This is a genomic window from Psychrobacter cibarius, assembly GCF_016107535.1.
Classification (GTDB): Bacteria; Pseudomonadota; Gammaproteobacteria; order Pseudomonadales; family Moraxellaceae; genus Psychrobacter; species Psychrobacter cibarius.
Window position 1 is genome coordinate 40,454 of record NZ_JABASQ010000011.1, and the last position, 26,222, is coordinate 66,675.

21 protein-coding genes and 1 tRNA gene are annotated in these 26,222 nt (G+C 42.0%); 16 read left to right on the forward strand and 6 right to left on the reverse strand.

Features of this window, described 5'->3' with window-relative positions; genetic code table 11:
- Positions 1-167: 167 nt before the first annotated feature.
- Positions 168-1,097, reverse strand: a complete 930-nt coding sequence (locus JFC08_RS08125) for a bile acid:sodium symporter family protein (RefSeq protein WP_198330357.1) — start codon at positions 1,095-1,097, stop codon at positions 168-170.
- A gap of 208 nt (positions 1,098-1,305) precedes the next feature.
- Positions 1,306-5,094 (reverse strand): methionine synthase, encoded by a 3,789-nt coding sequence (metH, locus tag JFC08_RS08130; RefSeq protein WP_198330358.1) that lies wholly within the window; start codon positions 5,092-5,094, stop codon positions 1,306-1,308.
- Between the two features lie 572 nt (positions 5,095-5,666).
- Between metH and JFC08_RS08135 the strand changes: the two genes are divergently transcribed.
- The 3 genes from JFC08_RS08135 to JFC08_RS08145 all read left to right on the forward strand — a co-directional run bounded on the left by JFC08_RS08135 (position 5,667) and on the right by JFC08_RS08145 (position 8,317).
- Positions 5,667-6,221, forward strand: coding sequence for a fasciclin domain-containing protein (locus JFC08_RS08135; RefSeq protein ID WP_198330359.1), 555 nt, complete (start codon positions 5,667-5,669; stop codon positions 6,219-6,221).
- A 356-nt stretch (positions 6,222-6,577) separates the two neighbouring features.
- Positions 6,578-7,528, forward strand: a complete 951-nt coding sequence (locus JFC08_RS08140) for a fasciclin domain-containing protein (RefSeq protein ID WP_198330360.1) — start codon at positions 6,578-6,580, stop codon at positions 7,526-7,528.
- Positions 7,529-7,711: 183 nt separating this feature from the next.
- Complete coding sequence (locus JFC08_RS08145) at positions 7,712-8,317, forward strand: fasciclin domain-containing protein (protein WP_087814347.1); 606 nt, start codon at positions 7,712-7,714, stop codon at positions 8,315-8,317.
- 358 nt (positions 8,318-8,675) lie between these two features.
- On the opposite strand, the gene JFC08_RS08150 is transcribed toward JFC08_RS08145, so the two are convergent.
- Complete coding sequence (locus JFC08_RS08150) at positions 8,676-10,223, reverse strand: alanine/glycine:cation symporter family protein (RefSeq protein WP_055125213.1); 1,548 nt, start codon at positions 10,221-10,223, stop codon at positions 8,676-8,678.
- 1,199 nt (positions 10,224-11,422) lie between these two features.
- Here JFC08_RS08150 and JFC08_RS08155 point away from each other — a divergent pair.
- The 4 genes from JFC08_RS08155 (at position 11,423) to JFC08_RS08170 (ending at position 15,273) form a co-directional block, all read left to right on the forward strand.
- Positions 11,423-12,055 (forward strand): LemA family protein, encoded by a 633-nt coding sequence (locus JFC08_RS08155; RefSeq protein WP_045456163.1) that lies wholly within the window; start codon positions 11,423-11,425, stop codon positions 12,053-12,055.
- 261 nt (positions 12,056-12,316) lie between these two features.
- On the forward strand, positions 12,317-13,477 hold the full coding sequence (locus tag JFC08_RS08160; RefSeq protein ID WP_198330361.1) for a TPM domain-containing protein: 1,161 nt from the start codon (positions 12,317-12,319) through the stop codon (positions 13,475-13,477).
- A gap of 74 nt (positions 13,478-13,551) precedes the next feature.
- Positions 13,552-14,076, forward strand: a complete 525-nt coding sequence (locus JFC08_RS08165) for a TPM domain-containing protein (protein ID WP_045456157.1) — start codon at positions 13,552-13,554, stop codon at positions 14,074-14,076.
- Between the two features lie 198 nt (positions 14,077-14,274).
- Complete coding sequence (locus tag JFC08_RS08170; RefSeq protein WP_198330362.1) at positions 14,275-15,273, forward strand: adenosine deaminase; 999 nt, start codon at positions 14,275-14,277, stop codon at positions 15,271-15,273.
- Positions 15,274-15,415: 142 nt separating this feature from the next.
- Here JFC08_RS08170 and JFC08_RS08175 read toward each other — a convergent pair whose 3' ends face one another.
- Entirely contained in the window at positions 15,416-16,216 is an 801-nt protein-coding gene (locus JFC08_RS08175; RefSeq protein ID WP_198330363.1) for an NAD-dependent deacylase, read from the reverse strand.
- A gap of 35 nt (positions 16,217-16,251) precedes the next feature.
- On the opposite strand from JFC08_RS08175, the gene JFC08_RS08180 reads away from it, so the two are divergent.
- Positions 16,252-16,620, forward strand: coding sequence for a hypothetical protein (locus tag JFC08_RS08180; protein WP_198330364.1), 369 nt, complete (start codon positions 16,252-16,254; stop codon positions 16,618-16,620).
- A gap of 162 nt (positions 16,621-16,782) precedes the next feature.
- Here JFC08_RS08180 and JFC08_RS08185 read toward each other — a convergent pair.
- Positions 16,783-16,859, reverse strand: a tRNA-Arg gene (locus JFC08_RS08185).
- 373 nt (positions 16,860-17,232) lie between these two features.
- On the opposite strand from JFC08_RS08185, the gene JFC08_RS08190 reads away from it, so the two are divergent.
- From JFC08_RS08190 to JFC08_RS08225, 8 genes are all read left to right on the forward strand, one after another.
- Positions 17,233-17,850, forward strand: coding sequence for a c-type cytochrome (locus JFC08_RS08190; protein ID WP_476705444.1), 618 nt, complete (start codon positions 17,233-17,235; stop codon positions 17,848-17,850).
- A gap of 232 nt (positions 17,851-18,082) precedes the next feature.
- Positions 18,083-19,045, forward strand: coding sequence for an ABC transporter ATP-binding protein (locus JFC08_RS08195; RefSeq protein ID WP_060490505.1), 963 nt, complete (start codon positions 18,083-18,085; stop codon positions 19,043-19,045).
- A gap of 29 nt (positions 19,046-19,074) precedes the next feature.
- Entirely contained in the window at positions 19,075-19,848 is a 774-nt protein-coding gene (locus tag JFC08_RS08200; protein WP_045446727.1) for an ABC transporter permease, read from the forward strand.
- Between the two features lie 63 nt (positions 19,849-19,911).
- The gene (locus JFC08_RS08205) at positions 19,912-20,769 is read left to right on the forward strand and encodes a hypothetical protein (protein ID WP_198330365.1); all 858 of its coding nucleotides are present in this window, start codon (positions 19,912-19,914) and stop codon (positions 20,767-20,769) included.
- Complete coding sequence (locus JFC08_RS08210; RefSeq protein WP_198330366.1) at positions 20,770-21,639, forward strand: hypothetical protein; 870 nt, start codon at positions 20,770-20,772, stop codon at positions 21,637-21,639. It abuts the gene before it with no gap.
- A 27-nt stretch (positions 21,640-21,666) separates the two neighbouring features.
- The gene (locus JFC08_RS08215; protein ID WP_198330367.1) at positions 21,667-22,497 is read left to right on the forward strand and encodes a hypothetical protein; all 831 of its coding nucleotides are present in this window, start codon (positions 21,667-21,669) and stop codon (positions 22,495-22,497) included.
- 63 nt (positions 22,498-22,560) lie between these two features.
- Positions 22,561-23,445, forward strand: coding sequence for an NADPH-dependent 7-cyano-7-deazaguanine reductase QueF (gene queF, locus JFC08_RS08220; protein ID WP_198330368.1), 885 nt, complete (start codon positions 22,561-22,563; stop codon positions 23,443-23,445).
- 84 nt (positions 23,446-23,529) lie between these two features.
- A complete protein-coding gene (locus tag JFC08_RS08225; protein WP_198330369.1) occupies positions 23,530-23,754 on the forward strand; it encodes a hypothetical protein in 225 nt (74 codons plus the stop codon).
- Positions 23,755-23,941: 187 nt separating this feature from the next.
- On the opposite strand, the gene JFC08_RS08230 is transcribed toward JFC08_RS08225, so the two are convergent.
- A complete protein-coding gene (locus JFC08_RS08230; RefSeq protein WP_198330370.1) occupies positions 23,942-25,660 on the reverse strand; it encodes a proline--tRNA ligase in 1,719 nt (572 codons plus the stop codon).
- Positions 25,661-26,222 lie beyond the last annotated feature (562 nt).

Sequence of the window (26,222 nt, forward strand, 5' to 3'; positions counted from 1 at the left end):
AATAAATCAATATCTCGATGTCTAAAAATTTACATATTCTATTCTGATATTAGTCCTGCTGTTTCGCTATTTAATCGAGTATATGTATTATGGTATGTTATTTAGACTTTATTATAATGGAGAAAAGAAGCAAAAATCGGCTCTAGAAATTCCGATTTAAACATTACTTATTTAGCATCTCTCTTAGCAAAAATATTTGCAACCAGTGCGCCACTAAAGTTATGCCATACACTAAATATTGCACTAGGTAAGGCAGCGACAGGATTGAAATAAGTTGCCGCAAGGGCAGCGCCCAGACCAGAGTTTTGCATGCCCACTTCTATCATAATCGCGCGGCGTTGTTTTTCCGTAAAGCCAGACAAGCGAGCGATTACATATCCCAAGGTATAACCCGTCATATTGTGTAAGGCAACCACGATAAAGACGATAGCACCGCTATCTAGAATAGTTGCTTTAGACACGGCAACCACTGCCGCTATGATGATGGAAATACCCAATACCGATACCATCGGTAATACCTCGGTGACGAACTCGATCTTTTTACCCAAAAACTTATGAAAGATAACACCCAGTAATATGGGCAAGATGACGATTTTGGTAATGGTTATCATCATACTGGCCAAATCGATATCAATCAGCTGCCCCGCAAAAACACTGAGTAGAATAGGGGTCAGAAAAGGCGCAAGTAGGGTAGAGATAGAGGTAATCGCCACACTCAATGCCACATCACCTTTGGCTAAGAACGTAATTACGTTACTCGACGTGCCGCCAGGACAACAACCAACCAAAATAACACCGACTGCTATTAAAGGATCAAGGTTGAAAATGACCGTCAATAGGTAAGCAATCAATGGCATGAGCGTAAATTGTGCTAATAGCCCTACCAATACAGGTTTGGGGCGTTTGACGATTTCTAGGAAATCTTCTGTTTTGAGCGTCATGCCCATCCCAAACATAATGATGCCAAGTATGGGAACGATTAAAAAAGCCAACGAGGCAAAAAACTCAGGAAAAATAAATCCCAAAACAGCACTGACCAATGCCCAGATTGCAAAGGTTTTGCCAATCCAACTAGAAAGTAATGCAATCTGATTCATAGCCTATCTCACAAAGATAAAAATAATAGAATAGACAATAATCTAGCATGGTTATTGTTAGTAAATGATGAAAGTATTTTGCTATGAACGTAGCGATAAGTTTGCTGATGGTGGGAAAAATAGACTGCCATAAAAAATGGCTTACCCATGTTAAATGAGTAAGCCAAAGAATAACTATTAGGTTTCTATCACTTGATTAGCCAATCGACTATAAATTCGGATTTAACCACTTCTCAGCCGTCTTCATATCCCAGCCTTTACGCTCAGCATAGCTCTCTAACTGATCACGGCTTATTTTGCCGACGTTGAAGTATTCACTATCAGGATGCGAGTAATAGAATCCGCTGACCGAGGACGCAGGCCACATTGCATAGCTCTCAGTTAGTGTTGTACCAATCGCATCTACCGTACCCAGCCAATCAAATAATTTGCCTTTTTCCGTATGCTCAGGGCAGGCAGGGTAGCCAGGTGCTGGACGGATACCAACGTATTTTTCTTTAATCATCTCATCATTGGTGAGTGATTCAGTCGGTTGATAGCCCCAATACTCTTTACGGATGAGCTCGTGCAAATGCTCGGCAAACGCTTCTGCTAAGCGATCAGACAATGCCTGCACCATAATGGCATTATAGTCATCGCCTGCTGCTTTATACTTTTCAGCCAGTGCTTCTGTACCCACGATAGAAACGGTAAAGCCGCCCAAGTGATCGGTATGCGTCTCTGATGGCGAGATGAAATCCGCCAAGCTAAAGTTTGGTTTGCCACTGGCTTTGTCGCTTTGCTGACGTAAGTGCTCGAATTGATATTCTGCTGCGCCGCCTTCACTAGCATGATCATAGACAGTAACGGTATCGGCACCCGTACGGCGCGCAGGCATGAGTTTAAACACCCCTTTGGCGACGATTAATTTTTCATCAATCATCTTTTGCATCAGCTCATTGGCATTATCAAATAAATCTCGTGCCGCTTCGCCGACCACATCATCTTGCAATATCTTCGGGTATTTACCTGTCAGACCCCAAGAGATAAAGAACGGCGTCCAATCAATATATGGCAGTAGGTTGGTGATAGGGTAATCATCCAATATCACTTGGCCTAACTTATTAGGCACTGGTGGCACATAGTTTTCCCAATCATACTGAAAGCCAATTTTGACCGATTCGGCATACGTGACCTTCGCCGCTTTTGGTTGACGCTTGGCAAGGCGTTCACGTACTTTGACATACTCTTCGCGGGTTTCATCGATCAGCGCTTGACGGTGTTCTTTGGAGAGCAGTTTGGTGACTACACCGACTGAGCGTGAGGCATCAGATACATAGATGACGGCATCATTTTGGTATTGTGGCTCGACTTTGACCGCGGTATGCGCTTTGGAGGTCGTTGCACCGCCAATCATCAAGGGTAACGTCATGCCGCGCTCTTGCATTTGCTTGGCGACATAGACCATCTCATCGAGACTTGGGGTAATCAGACCTGATAAGCCAATGATATCGACTTCTTCAGCGATAGCGGTATCGAGGATTTTTTCACACGGCACCATGACACCCAGATCAACGATATCATAGCCATTACAGCCCAGCACCACGCCGACGATGTTTTTACCGATATCGTGGACGTCGCCTTTGACCGTTGCCATGAGGATTTTGCCTTTCTTTTCACCCTCGACTTTTTCTGCTTCGATATACGGATTGAGCCACGCAACGGACTGTTTCATCACGCGAGCTGATTTGACCACTTGTGGTAAGAACATTTTACCGGCACCAAATAAGTCACCGACGATATTCATCCCGTCCATGAGTGGGCCTTCGATGACTTCTAGCGGCTTGGGATATTTCTCCCATGCTTCTTTGGTATCAGCTTCGATAAAGGTAGTGATGCCTTTGACCAGTGCATGGGCGATGCGTTCTTCTACCGTGCCTTCGCGCCAGCTCATATCAACGGTGCTGTCTTTTTTCTTACCACCGTTTTGGTAGTTCTCAGCCACAGTCATCAGACGTTCGGTGGCGTCTTGACCGCTCTCACCTTGGTTGCGGTTGAGCATCACATCTTCGATGGCGTCGCGTGCTTCCTTTGGAATATCATCGTACAGTTCAAGCATGGCAGGGTTGACGATACCCATTGTCAGACCATTCTGAATCGCATGATAGAGGAATACGGAGTTTATGGCTTCACGGATAGGGTTACCACGGAAACTAAACGAGACGTTAGAGACACCACCCGATACCATCGCATTGGGCAAGTTATCGGTAATCCATTTGGTGGCATTAATAAAGTCCGCACCATAATTATTGTGCTCAGTGATACCAGTGGCAACGGCAAAAATGTTTGGGTCAAAAATAATGTCTTCTGATGGGAAACCAACTTCATTAACCAATACATCATAACTGCGTTGACAAATCTGAATCTTACGCTCGTAAGTATCGGCTTGACCGTCTTCATCAAATGCCATGACGATAACGGCGGCACCGTAGCGCATACAAAGCTTGGCACGCTCAACGAACTCAGCATGACCTTCTTTTAATGAGATAGAGTTGACGACGGACTTGCCTTGGATACGCTTAAGACCTTCTTCGATGATGTCCCATTTAGACGAGTCAATCATCAGCGGTACACGGCTGATATCAGGCTCACCAGACACGAGGTTGACGAAATGAATCATCGCTTGCTTGGAGTCGAGCATGCCTTCGTCCATATTGATATCGACGATTTGCGCACCGCCTTCGACCTGATCTCGCGCCACATCGAGTGCTTCGGTGTAGGCTTCGGTTTTAATCAAGCGTAAAAACTTTTTAGAGCCTGTCACGTTGGTACGTTCACCCACGTTGACGAATAGGCTGTCGGCATTGATGGTAAATGGCTCAAGACCCGATAAACGGCAGGCAGGTGGGATATCTGGAATGACGCGCGGTGGATAATTTGCCACCATTTTAGCGATTTGACGGATATGCTCAGGCGTCGTACCACAACAGCCACCAACGATGTTTAAAATACCCGCTTTGGCAAAACCTTCGAGTAGGGCGGCTGTTTGTTCGGCTGTTTCATCATATTCACCAAACTCGTTGGGTAAACCCGCGTTTGGATGCGCTGACACATAGGTATTAGCAATGTTCGACAGCGTTTGGATATGCGGACGCAGTGCATCAGCGCCTAATGCGCAGTTAAAGCCAACCGATAATGGCTTGGCATGGCGGATTGAATTATAAAAGGCTTCAGCGGTTTGACCTGATAGCGTTCGACCTGAGGCATCGGTAATGGTGCCCGAAATCATAATTGGTAATTCAAAACCAATGTCATTAAACACGCCCGTAATAGCAAAGATGGCTGCTTTAGCATTGAGCGTATCAAATATTGTTTCGATGAGGATGAGGTCGACACCGCCTTCTATCAGGCATAAGGTCGCTTCACGGTAATTTAGTACCAATTCGTCAAAGGTAATGTTACGAAAGGCTGGGTCATTGACGTCCGGTGATAGCGAGCACGTGCGTGAAGTTGGCCCTACGACACCCGCGACAAAACGCGGTTTCTCAGGTGTTTTTGCCGTAAATTCATCCGCTGCTTCGCGGGCAATCTTGGCTGCTGTCTTATTCAGCTCAGGCACTAGATACTGCATATCGTAGTCAGCCATCGACAGACGCGTACCGTTAAAGGTATTGGTCTCGATGATATCGGCACCAGCTAGCAGATGATCGTGATGAATGTCTTTAATCATGTGCGGCTGTGTCAGTACCAATAAATCATTGTTACCGCGTACGTCTTGATTGATATCGGCAAAACGCTCACCACGATAATCTGCTTCTTCTAATTTATAGGTCTGAATCTGTGTACCCATCGCCCCATCTAACATCAAGATGCGTGATGCCATTTGCTCGGTGATACGTGCACGTGCCGTCAGTTGCTGCTCTTTATAAGGAAACACGGCAGGTGGCGTTAAAATAAAGTCATCAGCGGATGATGGACTAGAAGTAGGATCAGATTGAGAAGTCATCGTTTGAGTCATAGGAGCGCTGCTTATATCGTCAATGTTATAAAAGGGGAAGTAATAAGAATAAGAATAAGAATAATAAATAGCGTGCAACATTTATAAAAGGCGTGGGCAAATCCGCATTATTCTAGCATGAAAATCATACCTCACGTGGGACAGTACTTATTCCTCTTTGGCAATATGCTAGACAAAAAATCTGCCTGTTGATTGAGTGAGCATGATGTTCAAAGTTTATGGCATTAAGCGATTAGGAACAAATGAATATCATTTCGCTTAAAGATTACATAAAGCTTTGTTTCTATAAATGAAAGCACAACGATTGTGCTTAAAAGTCAGACAGTGTTTACACCTGTACTACAAAAAGTTGCGTAAAGAGGAATTGATAAAGCTTTGTTATATGTTAATTTAATTTCAGAAGGATTGATGTTTCATAAGCAATACTTACTAGTAAATGTTAATAGTTGTATTAGTGACATCTAACATTTACCACTATTATTAGCGCTAGTATTTGCTATAAGGGAAGACGATCTAATCTGCAAGACAGTTATAGAACAGTCAATAAATACTCAATCATTAAGGATAATGTTATGAAGCTTACTAAAATTGCTACCATCGGTACATTAGCACTCTCAATCGCTGGTTTAAGCGCTTGTAATAATATGATGCCAAGCAAAAGCGCAGCGATGAAAGCGCCTATGCACAGTCAATCTATGGCAAAAATGAACGTGGTACAAGTTGCCCAAAGTAATCCTGACTTCTCGCTACTGGTCGAAGCCGTCGTAGCGGCAGATTTGGCGGGTGCTTTGTCTAACCCGAATGCAAACTATACAATATTTGCGCCGACCAATGCCGAATTTGTACAAGTCCTGCAAGAAACAGGCATGAGCAAAGCACAATTATTTGCTAACAAGCCACTATTGACTAAGATTTTAGGCTATCACGTGATTAACGGTGCGGCGCCAGTATATGCGAAAGACGTTAAACCGGGCAATATTACTATGTTCAGTAAAGATACTCTGATGGTCACCAATCAGGGCAAATTGATGGACGAAAATGGTCGTACTACCAATATTATAAAAACCGATATTGCTGCTAATAACGGCGTAGTACATGTTATCGATAGAGTATTATTGCCCAAATAAGATAGATTTCAAAATTACAGTTAAAGAATTATATCCCTATTACTTTGTATGATGAAGCTGGTATGAGTACCAGCTACCGTCTTTGATGACATGATTGTTAAATACACGCTATTTTAATTGCCAATTGTTTTAGATGAAGCTCCTTTAGATGACACTGCTGGCATTTAGAATATTTGAGATATTTTTTGAGCATGTCATCATTATTGTTTAACACTACGACAATAAACGACAGTCATCTTTGTTTCTTGTTGAAAGCTTTGATTATTTAACAGTTTCAATCATCCGACTTCAATCATTCGACGGATGCTACTGACAAAGTAGATGGTTCATCTGAACTCATACATAAGGGTATAATCATGCTAAAAAGAACCCTATTATCTCTGGCGCTTGCCATGACCGTTTTGCCGCTAGCCGCTTGTAATGACGATGACAATGATTTTTCAGTTGTTGTAGAAGCGCCAACACAAAATATTGCAGAAATTGCTGCTGAAAATAAAGATCTAACCATTCTTAATGCTGCGTTAAAGGCATCTGGACTTGATAAAGTTTTGATGTCATCAGAGGACGAATTTACTGTATTTGCACCTACTGATGCTGCATTTGCTGAATTATTGGAAGAGCTTGATGTGACATCAGAAGAGTTATTGGCTGACAAAGAGCTATTAACCATGGTCTTAACTTATCATGTTATCCCCAATATGACAGTCAAAGCTGCTGATATTCCTTATGGCGACAGTATCGAAACAGTCAATGGTCAAACGTTCTCTATTAGTGATGCCAATGTCATTATGGATGCAAGTGGGGATACCTCTAAAATTATCAAAACAGATGTATTAGCCACTAATGGCGTCATTCACCTCATTGACGATGTACTGTTACCTACTGACAAGTCTATAGTGGATCTAGCCGTTGCCACAGAGGATCTCAGTATCCTCAAAGAAGCGGTGGTAGCAGCAGGATTGGCTGATGCCCTGGCTGATGAAGATGCTGACCTTACCGTCTTTGCACCAAACAATGCCGCTTTTGCTAAATTATTAGCTGAACTTAATATAAGTAAAGAACAGCTATTACAAGATAAGCCGCTGTTGACGAAAGTGCTCACCTATCATGTGATTGAAGACGATCGCGTCTTTGCCTCTGAAATTATGGCAGGCAGTCAAGAGATGCTAGAAGGCGGCAGCATCACATTTGACGATAAAAAACAAATTACCGATGGGAGAGATCGTACCTCTAATATCGTGACCGCGAATATACAAGCGAACAATGGAGTTGTACACGTGATCGATACAGTGTTGCTACCTAAGTAAGCATTAATCCGAAATTAATCAGTTAAAATTATAGTTATTGGTATAGCAGAGGCGACATTATTACTATTGTTTAGTTGCTATCATTTGCAACAGATAAGTGGTTCGCTGTTATATACATTAACTGGGTTAAGTTATTTGTCAAACAAGTCACTTAACAGACCATCCCTTTATAAGGAAATACTTATGTTGAAGAAAAACTTACTTTCTATTGCTGTCGTTACAGCTGCTATGTCATTAGCCGCTTGTAATGATAAAGAAGCAGTTACTGATCCTGTTGAGCCTGAAGTGACTACTGAAGAAGTGGTTGTAGAGCCCGTTGCCGAAGTTGAGCCAATGACTGAAGCCGATCCAATGGCCGATACTGCTGCGACGCAAAGCATTGCTGAAATAGCAGCTGGCAACGAAAATCTAACGATTCTAACGGCTGCATTACAAGCTGCTGGCTTAGATACAATGATGATGGATGCTGGGACTTATACGGTATTTGCACCAACTGATGATGCATTTGCTCCTGTGTTAGAGAAGCTAGGCGTTACTAAAGAAGAGCTATTAGCCGATACAGATCTACTGAAAAAAGTACTTCCGTATCACGTAGTACCTATGGTCGTTATGGCAGCTGACATTCCTTATGGTACTGATGTTGCTACTGTAAATGGTGCTACTATCAATATTAGTGATGCTAATGTCATCACTGATGCGACTGGTAACACGGCTAATATTACTGGTACAGATATCATGGCAACGAACGGTGTGGTTCACACTATCGATGCAGTATTGATGCCTGAGTAAGTTGTTTCTATAGCCTCTTTATTTATGATTAATTAATTATTTAAATAATGACGTCGAAGAAGCCTAGCTATTGAGCTGGGCTTTTTTGCGTTTGGGGGATACCTAATTTTTACCATAGCATTGATATAAGTTAGTCGCATGAAAACGGTTCAATGTAGTGGAGAGTAAGATAAATGAGCCTTTCATTGGTTCACACTAATGCAAGTTTAAAGAGTAATGATGACTTATGTAAGATATCTATTGAAGGTTTATGAATGCAAAGGTTTGAAACAAAAAGCCCGAAACGATTGTTTCGGGCTTTTGCTTTGGAGGTTTGAATAACAATTATGTTAAAGAATGATAGCTACGTTATAGAATATTACTTATGCTCTTTACGTAGTGGATCCGCTGCCATTCTTTGTTGCTCTTTTAGATGACGCTCTTCCCAATAAGGGGCGTTTTTGATGCCGAATTTTGCAGGATCAAAACTGTAGCGCTCAACACCTGCTTTACGCTGTGCTTCATAGTCTTTTAGCATAGTAAGCGTTGGACGAGCCACAATGAAGATGACCAAGATACCAACGATGTTCAACCAAGCCATAAGCCCAACACCAATATCACCAATAGCCCAAATGTAGCCAGCTGAGTTTAGGCCGCCGTAAGCAACCATCACCATGATTAAGATTTTGACTAAGAATAGACCAGTCTTGTTGGCACTGCGACCGACAAAGCGCGTTAGATAAGCAACGTTCACTTCAGCGATGTAGTAGTAAGCCAAGATAGTGGTAAAGGCAAAGAAGAAGACAGCAATAGCGATAAAGGTGTTACCAAAACCACCATAAACAGATTCCATCGCCATTTGCGTGAATGCAGGGGCGTTGATTTCAGTGGTAGCAGCGACATTCTGTACGATGAACTGACCGTCTGGTAATGTCCCTTGAATGTTGTAAGTACCCATGGTTAGGATCATGAAGGCAGTAGCAGAACATACTAATAGGGTATCGACATATACTGAGAATGCCTGAACCAAACCCTGCTGTGATGGATGCTCAACTTCAGCAGCAGCAGCAGCATGAGGACCTGTACCTTGACCTGCTTCATTTGAGTAAATACCACGTTTTACGCCCCAACCAATCGCTGCACCAAAACCTGCTTGAGCAGTAAATGCATCGCTAACGATTAGACCGAATACTTGTGGAATCATATCAAAGTTAGTAAACATGATGATCAGTGCAAGAACGATATAGCCCAGTGCCATAAAAGGAACGGCATACTCGGTAAACGTTGCGATACGCTTGATACCACCAAAAATGATAATACCTAATACCACAAGGATAATGGCTAAGGCTACTAGACGCATTGAGCCAACTTCTAAGGCGCCAATGCTCATAACAGACCCTTCGCCCATTACCTGTGCGAAAGCATTGATAACGCCGTTTGCCTGTACACCTGGTAAAAATATACCACAAGCGAGGATAGATGAGATTGCAAAGAGGATGCCATACCATTTTTGGCCAAGTGCGCGTTCAAAATAGTAAGCTGGGCCACCGCGATATTCGCCAGTGATGACATCTTTTTCTTTATAAATCTGTGCGAGCGTAGACTCAACATAAGCAGTAGATGCGCCTAAGAAGGCCACGACCCACATCCAAAATACGGCACCTGGGCCACCGAAGCCGATAGCCGCAGCTACCCCAGCGATATTACCCATACCCACGCGTCCTGCGAGTGATACGGCAAGTGCCTGAAATGATGAAATACCTTGATCACTAGATTTACCAGTAAAGAGTAACTTGATCATTTCACCGAACAGACGCACTTGTACGAAGCGCGTCATAATGGAATAAAATAGGCCCGCGCCCAAGCACAGATAGATCAGTGCGGGGCTCCAGATAATTCCGTTTACTAAGTTAACTAAACCTTCCATATGTATATTCCTAGTACTGTCTCAAAGTGGCTCTGTATGCTAGGAGTAAGCTAACTGGTTAACTTACTTATTTAAGTTAAGCAGTTAAATTATCTACATTGACTCATGTATATCCGTTAAGTCTCATACGCGCTTAGCCACTAAGAATGGACTGTAGTTGTCTGTAGTTATCCGCTTGGTTTATCAGTAATATTGACAGTTTGCTTATGCTTATTACCGACGATATGCGTATCAGCATAGTTGCAAGGCGTAAGCTGTCTCAATTACTGCGACATTTATCTTATCACTTCACTTAATATCTGAGATGAATGTTCAGTAGACCGGTGGATAAAACAGGCGGTTATAATATTAAATACTTATCATGCCGATAGCATTCAACTTTTTGTGAGCAGTATCGATTGACTACAGGGTTGGTGTGGCTGATTGAAACGATTAAGCGAATCTCTAATAATTGAGTAATATTTTACATAGAAATCAACAACTCGCTAATACTAATCAAGCCATAAGTCCACTACCAAATGTATTCAAACCGTACGGCTACGTAACTGCAATTTGCCATATTTTTGTCGTAATTACTAGAATTTTCTTTGTACAGAAGCATATATATTCATATTGAGTCAGGAAGATATGACTACAAATAACGATAAAATATCGCATGTTTTGACCGTTGTTAGATGTCGAATCAATAGATAAAGCCACATCGACTACACAAAAACAGAGCGGTCATTCAGCGCTTATCTGTCACTCCTCTATACTGGACAAGGTATGGAGTAAAGATAATGCCAGTGGTTCGATGATATTTGTGAGGTAGATGTTATCAATGACAGGTAATAAAAACGAGCAATAGTCATGGGATAGCAGTGTGGTTTTGCGGTTGTGTTTTGGTAACGGCTAATTGTAAAAATACCGAGATAGCGCCATCATTGTGTAAGATATCTTATCCTGTAGGTTCGTTTCGTTGATAAGACGAGAGCATAGGGCGGTACACGATTGCTATCGTACTCACTAACTGCTGTTTTTATGTTTAGTGTGGCTTTAATACAAGTGATGTGCCTTTATTATAAAAAATATACGGCTTCAATATAAATAGACATACATTTGCATGAACTCATTTATCAGCTTCAAAATACAAGCTTTAAAAAATTATTAAAAAAGTGTTACTGGCTATTTGTTATTTACCATTATTAGGAGAAACAATGATGACGCGTCAATCAATTGTAAAACCCATATTGCTCGCAGCCGTGTTAGCGACGTCTACCGTTGGTCTAAGCGGTTGTGGCTACAACAACCTGCAGGCTCAAGATGAGCAAGTTACCGCGTCGTGGTCAGAAGTGGTGAACCAATATCAACGCCGCGCTGATTTGGTGCCAAACTTAGTCAAAGTCGTGCAGCAGTATGCTGAGCAAGAACAAGAAGTGTTTACTCAAGTAGCTGAGGCACGCTCTCGTGCTGGTAGCATTACTGTGACGCCAGAAGTACTGAATGATCCAGAAGCGATGGAGCGTTATGCAGCTGCACAGGAACAGATGACAGGTGCATTATCACGTTTGATGGCTGTCTCTGAACGTTATCCTGAGTTAAAGTCAGATGCTTTGTTCCAAGACTTACAAGCCCAGCTCGAAGGCACTGAAAACCGTATTGCCGTCGCTCGTAACCGTTATATTCAAGAAGTGCAAAGCTATAATACGACGGTGCGCCAATTCCCAACCAACATTACAGCAAAAGTATTTGGTATGAATGCCAAGCCAAACTTTAGCGTGGCGAATGAAGACGCTATTTCAACCGCACCAAGTGTTGACTTCGGTGATGACAAGTCAGCGACAGCTGAGTAGTGGTGATTAAATAGAGATGAAAACAGAGCGGGATTTGCCGCTCTGTTTGTTTACATTTTTATCGTTTAGCTCAGTTAGCCACTAGTTTGCTTAGCCACATTTTTAAAGGTATTGATGGATATGAATGCCTATTAAATGAATACCAAATCCAAAAAGTACGATTAGCTGTGTCAAATTTGGTTTCTTTGCTATGCTAGTTTTTGTGAATGGTATCACGTAGATTCACTCAGTACAGATGTCACTTGAGGTGGTATAGATTAGATGAACAATTTAAAAGCAATCCTATCAGTATTACTGTTCACACTCAGCGTCAGTAGTGCGTCTGTGTTGTATGCTGCGCCTAATGAAGCCATTGATAGCACCTCAGACATGCAAAGTCGTAGTGTTGAGGATTTGGTAGCGATTGCCAAAGCGGGCGAGTCTAATGAAGCGATCAATGACGCTGTATTGGGTAATGATGCAATCAATGATGCCATTTTAGATAATGAGGCGATTAACCCTAATGTGGCTAATAATGAGGCAACAGTTGGGTCAACAGCCGAAAATCCTTCTCCTATACAGTCAAATGCACCCAGTGTCGATGCCGCTAAGCTCATATTAAATAATCCTGTCGTTGATCAGGCTAATATTCTAAATCCGCAAGAAAAACAGCGTCTAGAGGCGCAGCTTAGAAATATTTATCAGCAAGGTCTTGCCCAAGCGGCGGTGGTTATCGTGCCTACAACCAATGGCGTCCCTATATTTGACTATGCTCTACAAGTAGCTGAGAAGTGGCAGCTGGGCAATAAAGACGTCGATGATGGCTTACTCATGGTAGTCGCCGTCAATGACCGTGATATGTACATTTTGACGGGTTATGGACTAGAGGGTGTCTTACCAGATGCTGCCGTCAATCGTATTATTCGTGAAGATATCACGCCGTTATCTAAGCAAAATAACTATGGCGCTGGGATAATAGCTGGCGTTGACGCACTCAAAACGCGGCTGACTGCTGATCCTGAGGTATTGGCTCGTGCTGATGCGCAAGCAGCCGAGCGTAGTGCACAACAAGGTTCAGACGAGCTACCATCGCCCATATTTTTATTCATTATGGCAATGATATTTGGAAGCTTTATTACCAGTATTTTTGGTCGTGTATTTGGTTCTATTATTACTGCTGGTGGGTTTTTTGCGGGATCGTTAGCCTTAGGCGGTGGTTTTTTTATGACCGTTATCATGGCTATATTCTTATGGCTATTTTTGATTTCACGTGGCGGCGGTGGTGGTAAAGGTGGGTCTGGCGGCGGTCGTAGAGGCGGCGGCATGATATTCCTACCTGGTATGGGCGGTGGCGGTGGCTCTGGAGGTGGCGGCTTCGGCGGCGGCGGCTTCGGTGGTGGAGGCGGCGGTTTTGGCGGCGGCGGTGCTGGTGGCTCGTGGTAGACGCTTGGTAGATGCTTAAGTAAAAACAGATACTAAACGACCGTCAGCAATGACGTATTTGAGGAAATAGTAAAATGTCAGAAAACAACGCGTCAAATCCCAGTTTTGCCCGCTGGTGGCGTCAAGTCTTATTTATTCCTATATTGCATAGTAAATGGTTAACAGCAGCAGCCAAAGCACGTTTAACAGACGAGGTGACCCGTGCAGAGCGAGGGCATCGGGGTGAGGTGTTTTTGATTGTAGAAAACCATCTGCCGATTCAAGAGGCGTATTATATTGGCTGTCGCGAACGTGCGATTGAGCTGTTTAGTGAGTATCGAGTTTGGGATACTGAGGAGAATACGGGCGTCTTGGTGTATGTCAATATTTGCGAGCACCAGTTAGAGATCGTAGCTGATCGTGGTATCAGTGCTCATGTCAGCCCCACCGTTTGGCGGGCGATGTGTGATAAGGCTGTGTCAGGTATTGCCAATCAAAAAACCGAAGAAAGCCTTGCTGAATTGTTAGATGAAGTTGGGCAAGTGCTGCGTCAGTATTATCATTTGGAGCAGGATCCAGCGGGTAACGAGTTGTCTGATACTGTGGTGTTTTTGAAGTAACGTAGATGAGGGAATCTGATGGGTTGTTATTTTGCTAGCATCGTGTTCTTTTATAGGGTTTCGACCTCAATTACAATATAATAGCGCCTCTAGAAATCGAGGGTGACTGATATATTGCTCAAGCGTCTATACAGGCTTTGCATTTATAAAGGCACTTCTCAAAAGCACTCTACTACAAAAAGCCGTCACTGGAATCCTATGATTGATTTAATAAAGAAATTACCAAAAGCTGAGCTGCATTTACATATTGAAGGCTCACTAGAACCTGAGCTGATGTTTAGATTGGCCAAAAAGAACCAGATAGAGATTCCTTATAAAAATATAGAAGATGTGCGCAACGCCTACAACTTCACCAACTTGCAAACCTTTTTAGATATCTACTATGCAGGCGCAAATGTCCTGATCACTAAAGACGATTTTTATGATTTAACGTGGGAATATATACTTAAGTGTGTTGAAGATAACGTCATTCACACAGAGATATTTTTTGACCCGCAGACGCATACTGAACGAGGCATACCTTTTGAAGTGGTGATAACGGGCATCAAAGAAGCGCTTGCAGATGCCAAAGAAAAATATGGTATCACCTCTTGTATTATCATGTGTTTCCTAAGGCATTTATCACAAGAAGAAGCGTTTGAGACCTTAGAGCAAGCACTGGTATTCAAAGATGACATCATCGGTGTCGGTCTTGATTCGTCAGAGCTGGGCAATCCACCATCGAAATTCAAAGATGTCTTCAAAAAAGCTAAAGAAGCAGGTTTTAAGCTGGTCGCCCATGCTGGTGAAGAAGCAGATTTTTCGTACATTTACGAAGCGCTGGACTTATTAAATATCAATAGAATCGATCATGGTGTGCAATCGATAAAAAGCCCAGAGTTGATGCAAAGACTTAAAGATGAGCAAATGCCGCTGACCGTTTGCCCGAACTCAAATATTGAGCTGAAAGTCTTTGATAATTACAAAGAACACAATATCAAAGAGCTGCTAGATTATGGTCTAAATATCACCATAAACTCAGACGACCCAGCCTATTTCAAAGGTTATATGAATCAGAACTTTATAAATATATGCGAAAATTTACCGCTAACAGAAGACGATGTTGTTACTTTGGTAAAGAACTCCTTTAATGCCTCATTTATTAGTGATGAATTAAAAGCAGCATATTTGGCGAAAGTTGATCTGGCACTAAAATAAACCAATTATGATTAGGTTTTAGATCCGAGGCTTAACGGTTGATATCAATCGTTAAGCCTTTTCTTTTTTACACGGTATGCTTTTTAGGTTCAACTGACTTAGGTTTAAGCGACTTAGGTGCAAGTGACTTAGGTTCAGGCGACTAGAGCGCAGTGATTTTCTGGATTAATAACGGCATAATCACACCAGCTTTTTCTGCTAAGGTGATATCCACAATAGTATTCGGCGTTGGATTGGGATTTATCTCAATAATTTTGGCACCATTTTGCTTCGCTAACTGTGCGAGTCCAGCGGCAGGATAGACGAGACTGGAGGTGCCAATACTGATAAATACCTCGCAGTTCGCCGCCGCATCTTCTGCCGTTTGCCATGCTTGTACTGGTAATGCTTCGCCAAACCAAACGATATCTGGTCTGATATAGCCATCGCAATGGCGACAGGTCATCAGTGTGTCATCAAAATTGATTGTATCCTCGCTATGATACGAACCCCTCGATTGACTTTGGCAGACTGTCTCGCATTGACTACAGCGGTTATGCCACAGATTGCCATGCAAATGAGTTACCGTACTGCCAGCTTGCTCATGTAAATCATCAACATTTTGAGTGATAAGTGTTAATGATTGATTGGACGACTGAGTATGGTATTGCCACTGCGCTAAGGCAACATGTGCAGGGTTCGGTTTTTTATCTGCGACCAATTGCCTGCGCCATTGATACCATGACCACACCAGTTTTGGATCACGAGTGAAAGCCTCAGGTGTCGCCAAGTCTTCCACACCATAGTTTTCCCACAAGCCTGTTTGCTTATCTCGGAAAGTTGGAATGCCACTTTCTGCTGAAATCCCTGCACCCGTTAAGATGCAAATATGCTGTTTGGATGTCAATAATTTAGCAGCAAGTTCTACTTCTGCTATTAACGCTGGTGATAATTCTGCTAACATGAGCCAACCCTTGCTAATAATGGATATCTCTTCTAATGATAGATGGAATTTGGTGGCTTGTCATATTGTTTACCGTTATTGCCGCTTTATGGTTGTTGGCAAAGTCGCGCGGCGTAAAAGTGGGTGAGACAATTCATAATAAATCGTCTAAAAGCGTGAAAAAACCTATTAATGACGACTTGCAAAAAACATCCGTACTGATTAAACAGTATTTTCCTGATTATCGAGTCACACGCAAGACCAATCATCTATTGCTCAGTAAACAAGATAAAAAAATTGCAATGATTACGATGGATAAGAAAATTGCTTCAGGTCAGCGCCTGTTGGGTAACGTGCCCGTGATTAATTATCATCGTGTGCCTAACCGTGCCCAGCTAGCAGCTAATTTGCAGCAAGCAGAATAGGCGAGTGTTATAAGAAAAATGCCTATCATATAAGAGAACTGTTCATCAATAGGCGAGTATGCACAGTGAAATCCGCAAATATTTTGAGCACGGAGTTGATAGATATTCAAGATTTAGGGTAATGCTAAGGAAGGATGACACAAATATTGTAGATACAATGATTGGTGCGCTCGGCGGGAATCGAACCCACGACCCTCGGCTTCGGAGACCGATACTCTATCCAACTGAGCTACGAGCGCATAATAACAACGGCGTACGGTATTATCAACATCATGCCTAAACGAGCGTTATGAGCAGTAAATATGTCGAAAAATAAAGACCGCTTAGTCTAACAAATAAAATCCATAAAGCCAATGAATGAAGACAGTGATTGATGTTTTTTAAGAAAAAACAGGATAGTCATTAAACAAGCATGGCAATCTACCTGCCTTTTCCCTTATAATGACAGGGAGAATTCATATTTATAATCACCGATTACAAGTGTGCTAGTACGCGGGATGGCTGTTTGCTATTGATAACTATTTGGTTGTCAAAGGAGGACAAGCAGAATGTCTGAGCCGTATAAGCCTTTGTATATGTAATAAGAGAACGTGACGAATGAGAAAAGTAGTTATGTTATCGGCAGCTGCCATTCTAGGAATCGCTAGTATCGCGGTGAGCCAAGCTGAAAGTGTTGTAGACACTCCTGTAACTGTTTCTGATGTAGCAGCAGCGCAGGAAGTGGTAGCAAATGCGCCTGAGCAATTGGGTGATGATACCCAAGCTGCTGCAGATACGACTGATAGCGAGGCATCTGCCGCAGAAACTGCCGCTGCCGCACCTGCGGTTGATGAAGAGCCTATTCCGCAAGATACGCCGCAAGTGCAAAAGCTGATTGCTTTGTATCCTAACTTAATTGCTCGCATTCAGCCAGTTGCTAAAGTGTGCTTTGAAGACGATGAAGTTTGTGATGTGACGGCACGTGCCGCTGGCCCAGCAGCGGGTGATGGTCCTCGTGATGGCAAAGCAGTATACAATGCCGTATGTCAGACTTGTCATGCTGCAGGTCTACTTGGCTCGCCAATCTTAGGTGACGCTGGTGCATGGGGACCACGTATCTCCAAGGGTAAAGAAACATTATACACTCATGCTATCAATGGTTTTAACGCCATGCCTGCTAAAGGTGGCGCTGATATCCCTGATGAAGAAGTTCAAAACGCTGTCGATTATATGGTTGGTGAAGCAAGCTAATAGTATTGAATATCTGGCTAAGCCTTTTACCCTATATATCAGTGGAGCGCCTATTTCATTAAATGAGATAGGCGCTTTTTTAATGATGAGTATTATCAATACGGTACTTCTAAGGCATTACAGTTGAAATTCACCAACATTAGCCTCACTTTATGACACTACACAGTCTCTTCTGTCTGTTTATATTCTAAAAACGATTTTACATAAATTTATAACCAATAAAGAGGTTTTCATGTCTGAGGTACCAGCACTTGCTATCCAGAATTTATCCAAAACCTATAGCAATGGGTTTTCGGCACTCAAAGATGTCAGTTTAACCGTCCCGCAAGGAGGTTTTTTTGCGTTGCTGGGGCCAAATGGTGCTGGTAAATCAACCATGATTGGTATTATTAGCTCGCTTTTTAAACCAACAACTGGCAGCGTAAAGATCTTTGGTACTGACTTACTAGAGAATCCGTCTATCGCTAAACAGTATCTTGGTATCGTCCCACAAGAGTTTAATTTTAATATGTTCGAAAAAGTCGAAGATATTTTGATTACACAGGCCGGTTACTTTGGTATTCCTGCCAAAGAAGCACGCCCACGGGCAAAACGATTATTAATGGCGCTAGGTCTGTGGGACAAGCGCAATAGCAAGTCACGTGAGCTATCAGGTGGTATGAAGCGCCGGTTGATGATTGCAAGGGCGCTGATTCATAAGCCAAAATTATTGATTTTGGATGAGCCAACCGCTGGGGTAGATATCGAGTTACGCCGCTCTATGTGGGAGTTTATGCAGCAGATTAATATCGAAGAAAACACCACGATTATTCTGACGACTCATTATCTTGAAGAGGCGGAGCAGCTGTGCAAACGCATTGCGATTTTGGATCATGGTGAGATTCGTATTAATACCGAGATGAAGGATTTGCTAGCGCAGCTATCGGTTGAGACTTTTGTTTTTGATTTGGAGACACCGCTTACGCGTCAATTGGTTTTGGCAGGAGTGACAGACACATCGCAGCCTGATGATCAGACGCTTGAAGTCACACTGACTGAAGGCGAATCGTTGAATGGTGTTTTTGACCAGTTATCTGAGCAAGGTATCACGGTAGCCAGTATGCGTAATAAAGCCAACCGACTAGAAGAGCTATTTATGCGCTTAGTAGACAAAAATATCCAAAGTGCAGACAGCATGAAGGAGGCAGGATTGTGAGTCAAGAAATGATAGATCCTAATAAAACCATGTCATGGAATAAAAAGTGGATTGCTTTTCGCACCATTTTGTTAAAAGAGGTTCGCCGAATTCTGCGTATTTGGCCACAGACCTTGCTGCCACCAGTGATTACGATGAGTCTCTATTTTGTCATCTTCGGTAAGATGATCGGCTCGCGTGTGGGTGAAATGGGCGGCGTACCATATATGCAGTTTATCGTGCCTGGTCTCATTATGATGTCGATTATTACCAACAGTTACTCTAATGTGGTTTCGAGCTTCTTTAGTGCCAAATTCACCTCCAGTATCGAGGAGCTGTTGGTTTCGCCAGTTTCCAAACATGCGATTTTAATGGGTTATATCAGTGGTGGTATCTTTCGTGGACTGGCCATTGGTATCATCGTCTCAATAGTCGCACTATTTTTTACCGACCTTGGCATTGAACATTTATTTGTGACGGTATTTACGGTACTGGGTACGTCTATCTTATTTTCACTTGGTGGCTTTATCAACGCCGTGTTTGCTCGCTCATTTGATGATATTTCTATCATTCCAAGTTTTGTGCTTACGCCATTGACTTATCTAGGTGGTGTGTTTTACTCGATGGAAAACTTGTCACCATTTTGGCAAAATATCTCACTATTAAATCCTATCGTTTATATGGTGAACTCATTCCGTTACGGTATTCTTGGTTATTCTGATGTGAATGTCTGGTATTCAATGGCGGCTATTTTTGTCTTCTGTGCGGTATTCTATACCATCGCTTATCGTTTACTCAGTAATGGCTCACGTGTGCGCTTGTAGATTAGTTTGTAAAATGTAGCTTGTCACCTTATTATAAGAGTCCAACATTGTTGGGCTTTTTTTATGAAAATTTTTTTTGTCAGAAGTATGAGTAAGGCTTTTACAGCCACTTTATTGAGTACAATCACGAGCATTGCCATCGCAGCGCCACTTGCGGCAATGGATGATTATGATTGGGTCGTCATGGAGACGCCTGTAGATCCTGCAACGTATAAGTATGATTGCCATAATGACTACAAATATGAAACTTATGATGCGCTACAAAACTGTCTGTATAACTTGAGGGAAGATGCAGATAATGCGCTTAGTAAGCAATGGAATATCAGCGATAAAGTCTTTAGAGAGAGAAATGCCATTTATATCAAAGTCGCTAATCGGAAAAATCCACTAGTATTTGTTGACTACTCGAGCCCTTATGAGGAGGATTTCAATCCTTATTATTCGCTACAAGACTACAATAAATCACGGAAATTACTGACAATACATCAAAGATTTTATGAAGGAGAGAGCTTGACGGTAGTTAATTTGATTACTGGGTTTTGGCAAGATTTTAGTCTCAGAAAGCTAAGTATCTCTCCTGATATGAGATATATAGTCGGTTTTGAAAGTGAAATGGGAGCGACGGAACACGTCAATATTTTGGAGCGACAAGATAGCGGTTACTATGAAGGCTACTATAAACAAGTCTATAGCAGTAGTGACGATTCAAAAAACTACGACAATCATAAAAAGTTTTATCAAGCAGATAAAGCACAGCAGGTTTATGATAGCGAAACCTTTACTTGGGTAAATGATGATAAGTTTTATGCAGATTCTTTTTATAAGTTGAATCAATCGGATTCAGCGGCTTTTAGAGTACGATATATCTTTATTAAAAATGTCTCAACGGATGAGTGGCAACTACATGCAGGTGATATATAAATGATTACTATCTCTCATCACATAAAAGCAGCGTTGACTGTCGCAGGACTATTTATATTGACCACAATAGCAGCCTTAGATGCACAGGCAGCGCCTTCAGCTTTAGAGCCATCGACAAATGAAGAGGTATGGATAAAAGTCCCTGCGCCTGTAGCGATAGACTGGTATGAAGACAGCTGTCGATACGATCATACTGAATATCGAACGTTTAAAGATTATGAAAACTGTATCTTTAAATCGTTAGCCCAAGCTGATAATGCACAAAGCCGAAAGTGGGGCTTGAGTGACCGCGTTATTCGAGAAAAAGATACCATTTATATTAATACACCCAACCATAAGCAACCATTGGTATTTAAGGATTATCTTGAACCGTTTGAAGAAGAGTATAGGGCTCATTATCAATTGCAGGATTATGATAAATCACATCATCTGTTGCAGTTACTACGTACGATGTATGAGACTCAAGCGACTGTCATTGTCGATTTAAACACAGGGCGCTGGCAAGAGCTGTATGCGACCAATCTTAAGTTTTCTAGCGATATGAATCAAGTGGTAGGGTTTAATGGTAGGCAAGGTGTGACCAGAGATATCATAATATGGGAGCGTCAAAAAGCTGACAATGACGGACGCTATGCAACGATATTTGCTAGTAATGAATTATATGAACAAGATTATGATAATGACAAAAAACATGAGGTGTACGAAGCGCGAGATATCAGTTGGACAAGCAATAATAAAGTTAACGTTGATTTTTATTACAGAGTCAATCCCACTGACACGGTAGCATTTCGCGTGCGCTATATTTATGCGGCTGATAATAAAGAGGGTAAATGGCAGAGAGTTTTACCTGATGTTAATACCAACGATTAAAAAACAATAAAAAGGTCTAGCTCTCATATGCAAATAACTCTATCAGTAGCCACTGAAATTCGCATCTGTATGACGAGTGCAATACTGCTAATGCTGTCAATGCCAGCACAAGCAGACCTGCCCAAAGCGACGATGGATGACTATGTTTGGAAAGTACTAGACCCAACCAGAAACTCAAATTACTTTGATGATAAGTGTGAATACGATAGTCTGGTCTTTTATAGGAAATGCCTTGAGACAAGCTTAGAGAAACATGATAACAAGCTTAGCAAAAAGTGGGGATTGGGCAACCGTGTTTCGAGAGAAAAAGATACGATATATATCCAAGTAACTAGTCGAAGCTTACCGTTAGTTTTTCGTGATGAGCTGTTTGCTCCTGACGGCCAATCTCACTCTTATTTTTCACTATATGATTATGACGAAAAGAGACAACTGCTGTACTTGTTGAGAAGTTTTCCCGAAATAGAAAGTACTGTACTTGTTAATCTCAAAACTGGATTTAGTCAAGAATTTGATGGTATCGATTTAAGTGTATCACCCAACAAAGAACGTATTACTACAGTAGAGCGTTATATAGATGAAGAAAATATTACGATTTGGCAAAAGCAGAAGGAGGGCGACTATCAGATTGTTTACGAGAGTGACCCCAGCGAATTAAAAGCGCATTTGGATTCTTATCAAAATCGAGACCAGAGACATAGTTTTGAAAATGTAGATATTGAATGGCGAAGTAAGAATAGTGTTTTAATCGATTTTTATTATCTTATCAATGAAACCGATGATACAGGCTATCGAGTACGTTTTAGCTTGGTCAAAAATGCTAGTTCATCAGAGTGGCAAATGATTCCCATAAAATAGCCCATTGCTGTAAAATGACTGGTTTTTATTTCATTATATTTAAGCATGAAAGGTAAGTAACTTATGAGTATTCACGGTATCTTGGGTGAGCAAACAACTGACTATCCAACCGAGTATAGTCCAGAGACCTTGTATCCTATCGCTCGCAGTATGGGTCGCGATGTCATTGGCTGGCAAGACGATAAGTTAATGGTTGGCATCGATTGGTGGCAGGCATTTGAGATGTCTTGGTTAAATCAACAGGGTATCTCGCAGGTTGCGATAGCACGCTTTGGTATTCCAGCCAGCTCGCCATTTATCGTTGAGTCAAAGTCACTTAAGCTCTATCTAAACAGTATCAACTTTACTGAATTCGCTAGTTGGAATGATGTGCAAGCGCTGATTGCTAAAGATTTATCAGCCTGTGTACAAGCAGACGTGCAAGTTGAGTTGTTTGGCTTAAATGACGACCTGCATAATAAGACAAAAGGGTTATTGGTGGCTCAACCTGAGGGTGTTTGTATTGATGACGCGCTTGCTAATACTAGCGAAAAAGTCGCACTGTGTGAGCATCCTGATGCGTCATTGCTAAGTATTGATAAAGATTTAAACAGTAGCTCTATTTTAGAGAATACTGGCACTGAGCCTTATATTTTCTATTCTAATTTACTACGCAGTAATTGTCCGGTGACCAATCAGCCAGATTGGGGAACGTTGGCGGTTTCGATTACCAGTAATAAAACAGTCGATGATGCTGGAATGCTGCGTTATATCTTAAGTTTTCGTCAGCATAATGGTTTTCATGAGCAATGTGTGGAGCAAATATTTGCTGATTTAAGTCAATACTATGAGCCAAGTGAGCTGATGGTTCGCGCTTGGTATACACGCCGAGGCGGTATCGATATCAACCCTTGTCGCGTCAGTGATATCCGCTTAATGCCACAGCCAAGCCGCTTGATTCGGCAGTAAATAAATATTAATTTTTAGCTTTCATAGATGAGCGTTCTTTCTTATACTCAGTAAACCTTATTTTATGAATATTGAGATGCAGCTATGAAGTTAAAAACCAGCTTTTTAACCGCTCTAGGGACTGCTATTTTGTCTCTTTCTACCTTGCAGTTAGCACAGGCTGCATTTGTGGAAAATCAATATAACTGTGAAGACGCTTATATGGAAGTGGCTTATGATTGTGGTAACGATGCGATTATAGTCGAAAAAAATCGCCTTAATAAAATCTATATGAGCGTTTATCGTACTTTGAATACGAAGGTCCAATGAATAATTCTGTGGTGTACGCTCAGATTAGCGCGAATGTTTGCACCGCTAATGAGACACAGAAACGTAGTAAGGCGATTACTAAAAAATATAATATCAAATAGCAATTTTCATTTTTTTATAAGTAAAAAAAGCGCCTGTCTCATAAATGAGATAGGCGCTTTTTATGGCATAAGTTTTATGAATAAAACTATTTTCCGCTCACTTTTGCCAATACTTCTTCACGGCTTAGCATTTGCTTTTCTGTCTCACGGCGATTGACGTATTCGTACTTGCCTTCAGCCAAGTTACGGTCTGAAACCACGATACGATGTGGAATACCAATCAATTCTAGATCAGCAAACTTGACACCTGGACGCTCGTTACGATCATCAAGAAGCACATTGATGCCTTGTGCTTTTAACTCTTCATAGAGTGCCGTCGCTGTCTGCATGACGGTCTCTTCTTTTGACTTCATCGGTATGATAGCGACTTCAAAAGGAGCGATTGAATCATTAACCGTTGGCGTCTGTGGCCACATGATACCGTTTTCGTCGTTGTTCTGTTCGATAGCAGCGGCAATGATACGGCTCACACCAATACCGTAGCAACCCATCATTAGGGTCACAGGCTTACCATCTTCACCAGATACGGTAGCATTTAACGCTTGCGAGTACTTATCACCCAACTGGAAGATATGACCGACCTCGATACCACGTTTGATTTTTAGGCTGCCTTTACCATCAGGAGAAGGGTCGCCTTCCTGCACATTGCGTACATCAACGACACGAGTAATGCTCGCATCACGCGCCCAGTTCATACCAGTGGTGTGTTTATTGACTTCATTGGCACCGCATACAAAGTCTGACAAAGTTGCTGCCGAACGATCAACAAAGACAGGCATATCCAAATTAACACCAATATAGCCTTTATGCAGACCAGCAGCTTTCAGTTCTTCATCAGAAGCCATTGTCAGCGGCACATTGGCCTCTTCGATTTTCTCGGCTTTGATCGTATTTAGCTGATGATCACCGCGTAATACGATAGCGATAAGCTGTGGCTCATCATTTTCGGTATGACCATGGACGATTAACGTTTTGACCGTCGTTTCTAATGGTAAGCCTAAATGTTCAGCAACCATTTTACAGCTGGTCATATTTTCCGTCAGGACGTCTTCGCGCGCCATCTTCGGTGGCTGACGCTCAGCGGTGCTCACTGATTCGGCAAGCTCAACGTTGGCTGCATAATCAGAAGAATCAGAGAAGGCGATATCATCTTCGCCGCTGTCTGCCAACACATGGAACTCATGTGAAGCAAAACCGCCGATAGAACCCGTATCTGCTTGTACCGCACGGAAATCTAAACCCAAACGGGTAAAGATGCGCGTATAAGCGTCATACATGTCATGGTAAGTTTTTGCCAACGATGCTTGATCAACGTGGAACGAGTAGGCGTCTTTCATGGTAAATTCGCGTGCGCGCATCACACCAAAACGTGGACGAATCTCATCACGGAATTTGTTCTGAATTTGGAAAAAGGTGATTGGTAGTTGTTTATAACTACGTAGCTCGCCTTGCGCCAGATTGGTGATGACTTCTTCATGCGTCGGACCTAATACAAAATCGCGATCATGACGGTCTTTGAAGCGCAATAGCTCAGGACCATAATCGTTAAAGCGTCCGGTCGTTTGCCAAAGCTCGGCAGGCTGGGTCATCGGCATGAGCACTTCTTGTGCACCAACTTCTTGCATCTCTTCACGAACAATACGTTCGACTTTTTGCAAGATGCGTAGCCCCATGGGCAACCAAATATATAACCCAGAAGCAATCTTTCGGATAAGACCGGCACGCACCATCAATTGGCTTGAGGCGATATCGGCATCACTTGGGGTTTCTTTTAGAGTGGCAAATAAAAATTGACTGGCTTTCATAAATAAAGCGTAACCTTATCAACGATAAAATAAATAAGAAATAGTAGGAGGTTGAGCGTGTGCTTTGATGGCCGACGCAAGCTTACCTTTGTATCACTTGGTAATAGTCTAGGACATGCCTAGCTAAAAAGTACTGCGACAAACAGTACATGAATAGAAAGTGCGTTCATAAAACGCCTTACAAAAAGGCTGGAACTTTTCATTTTGTATTAAAACGTTGATGTTGGCAGCGTCATACTTTACGCATAAAGACCAGAAAAATAGATGTACGCCAACATTTTGCTTATACAATCTGACTATGTTAGGTAAAGTTAGCCTAAGACGCAATGACTTTTTGTTTTTTCAGACAGAACGTGACTTAAACGTGACTTAAACGAGCAAATGAGGTCACTACAACTCGATTATTTACCAGTTTTTAGGGTATTTATAGTAAATGGTAGTGCTAGTCATTATGTAGCGTATTGGTAGTCATTACTTGAAGTTGCTGCTCAAAAGTAGCATTTATCATTTAGACAGTTATTTGTTATACGTTTAATAAAAATAAATGATAAAACTCTGAGGG

What these genes read in the sequence shown, in the direction of transcription:
- JFC08_RS08140 (WP_198330360.1), top strand. Translation starts at nt 6,578, where the DNA reads ATGCTAAAAAGAACCCTATTATCTCTGGCGCTTGCCATGACCGTTTTG.
- JFC08_RS08155 (WP_045456163.1), top strand. Translation starts at nt 11,423, where the DNA reads ATGACGCGTCAATCAATTGTAAAACCCATATTGCTCGCAGCCGTGTTA.
- JFC08_RS08135 (WP_198330359.1), top strand. Translation starts at nt 5,667, where the DNA reads ATGAAGCTTACTAAAATTGCTACCATCGGTACATTAGCACTCTCAATC.
- JFC08_RS08125 (WP_198330357.1), bottom strand. Translation starts at nt 1,097, where the DNA reads ATGAATCAGATTGCATTACTTTCTAGTTGGATTGGCAAAACCTTTGCA.
- queF (WP_198330368.1), top strand. Translation starts at nt 22,561, where the DNA reads ATGAGTATTCACGGTATCTTGGGTGAGCAAACAACTGACTATCCAACC.
- JFC08_RS08170 (WP_198330362.1), top strand. Translation starts at nt 14,275, where the DNA reads ATGATTGATTTAATAAAGAAATTACCAAAAGCTGAGCTGCATTTACAT.
- JFC08_RS08150 (WP_055125213.1), bottom strand. Translation starts at nt 10,223, where the DNA reads ATGGAAGGTTTAGTTAACTTAGTAAACGGAATTATCTGGAGCCCCGCA.
- metH (WP_198330358.1), bottom strand. Translation starts at nt 5,094, where the DNA reads ATGACTCAAACGATGACTTCTCAATCTGATCCTACTTCTAGTCCATCA.
- JFC08_RS08230 (WP_198330370.1), bottom strand. Translation starts at nt 25,660, where the DNA reads ATGAAAGCCAGTCAATTTTTATTTGCCACTCTAAAAGAAACCCCAAGT.
- JFC08_RS08180 (WP_198330364.1), top strand. Translation starts at nt 16,252, where the DNA reads ATGATAGATGGAATTTGGTGGCTTGTCATATTGTTTACCGTTATTGCC.
- JFC08_RS08205 (WP_198330365.1), top strand. Translation starts at nt 19,912, where the DNA reads ATGAAAATTTTTTTTGTCAGAAGTATGAGTAAGGCTTTTACAGCCACT.
- JFC08_RS08225 (WP_198330369.1), top strand. Translation starts at nt 23,530, where the DNA reads ATGAAGTTAAAAACCAGCTTTTTAACCGCTCTAGGGACTGCTATTTTG.
- JFC08_RS08210 (WP_198330366.1), top strand. Translation starts at nt 20,770, where the DNA reads ATGATTACTATCTCTCATCACATAAAAGCAGCGTTGACTGTCGCAGGA.
- JFC08_RS08215 (WP_198330367.1), top strand. Translation starts at nt 21,667, where the DNA reads ATGCAAATAACTCTATCAGTAGCCACTGAAATTCGCATCTGTATGACG.
- JFC08_RS08160 (WP_198330361.1), top strand. Translation starts at nt 12,317, where the DNA reads ATGAACAATTTAAAAGCAATCCTATCAGTATTACTGTTCACACTCAGC.
- JFC08_RS08200 (WP_045446727.1), top strand. Translation starts at nt 19,075, where the DNA reads ATGTCATGGAATAAAAAGTGGATTGCTTTTCGCACCATTTTGTTAAAA.
- JFC08_RS08165 (WP_045456157.1), top strand. Translation starts at nt 13,552, where the DNA reads ATGTCAGAAAACAACGCGTCAAATCCCAGTTTTGCCCGCTGGTGGCGT.
- JFC08_RS08195 (WP_060490505.1), top strand. Translation starts at nt 18,083, where the DNA reads ATGTCTGAGGTACCAGCACTTGCTATCCAGAATTTATCCAAAACCTAT.
- JFC08_RS08190 (WP_476705444.1), top strand. Translation starts at nt 17,233, where the DNA reads ATGTTATCGGCAGCTGCCATTCTAGGAATCGCTAGTATCGCGGTGAGC.
- JFC08_RS08145 (WP_087814347.1), top strand. Translation starts at nt 7,712, where the DNA reads ATGTTGAAGAAAAACTTACTTTCTATTGCTGTCGTTACAGCTGCTATG.
- JFC08_RS08175 (WP_198330363.1), bottom strand. Translation starts at nt 16,216, where the DNA reads ATGTTAGCAGAATTATCACCAGCGTTAATAGCAGAAGTAGAACTTGCT.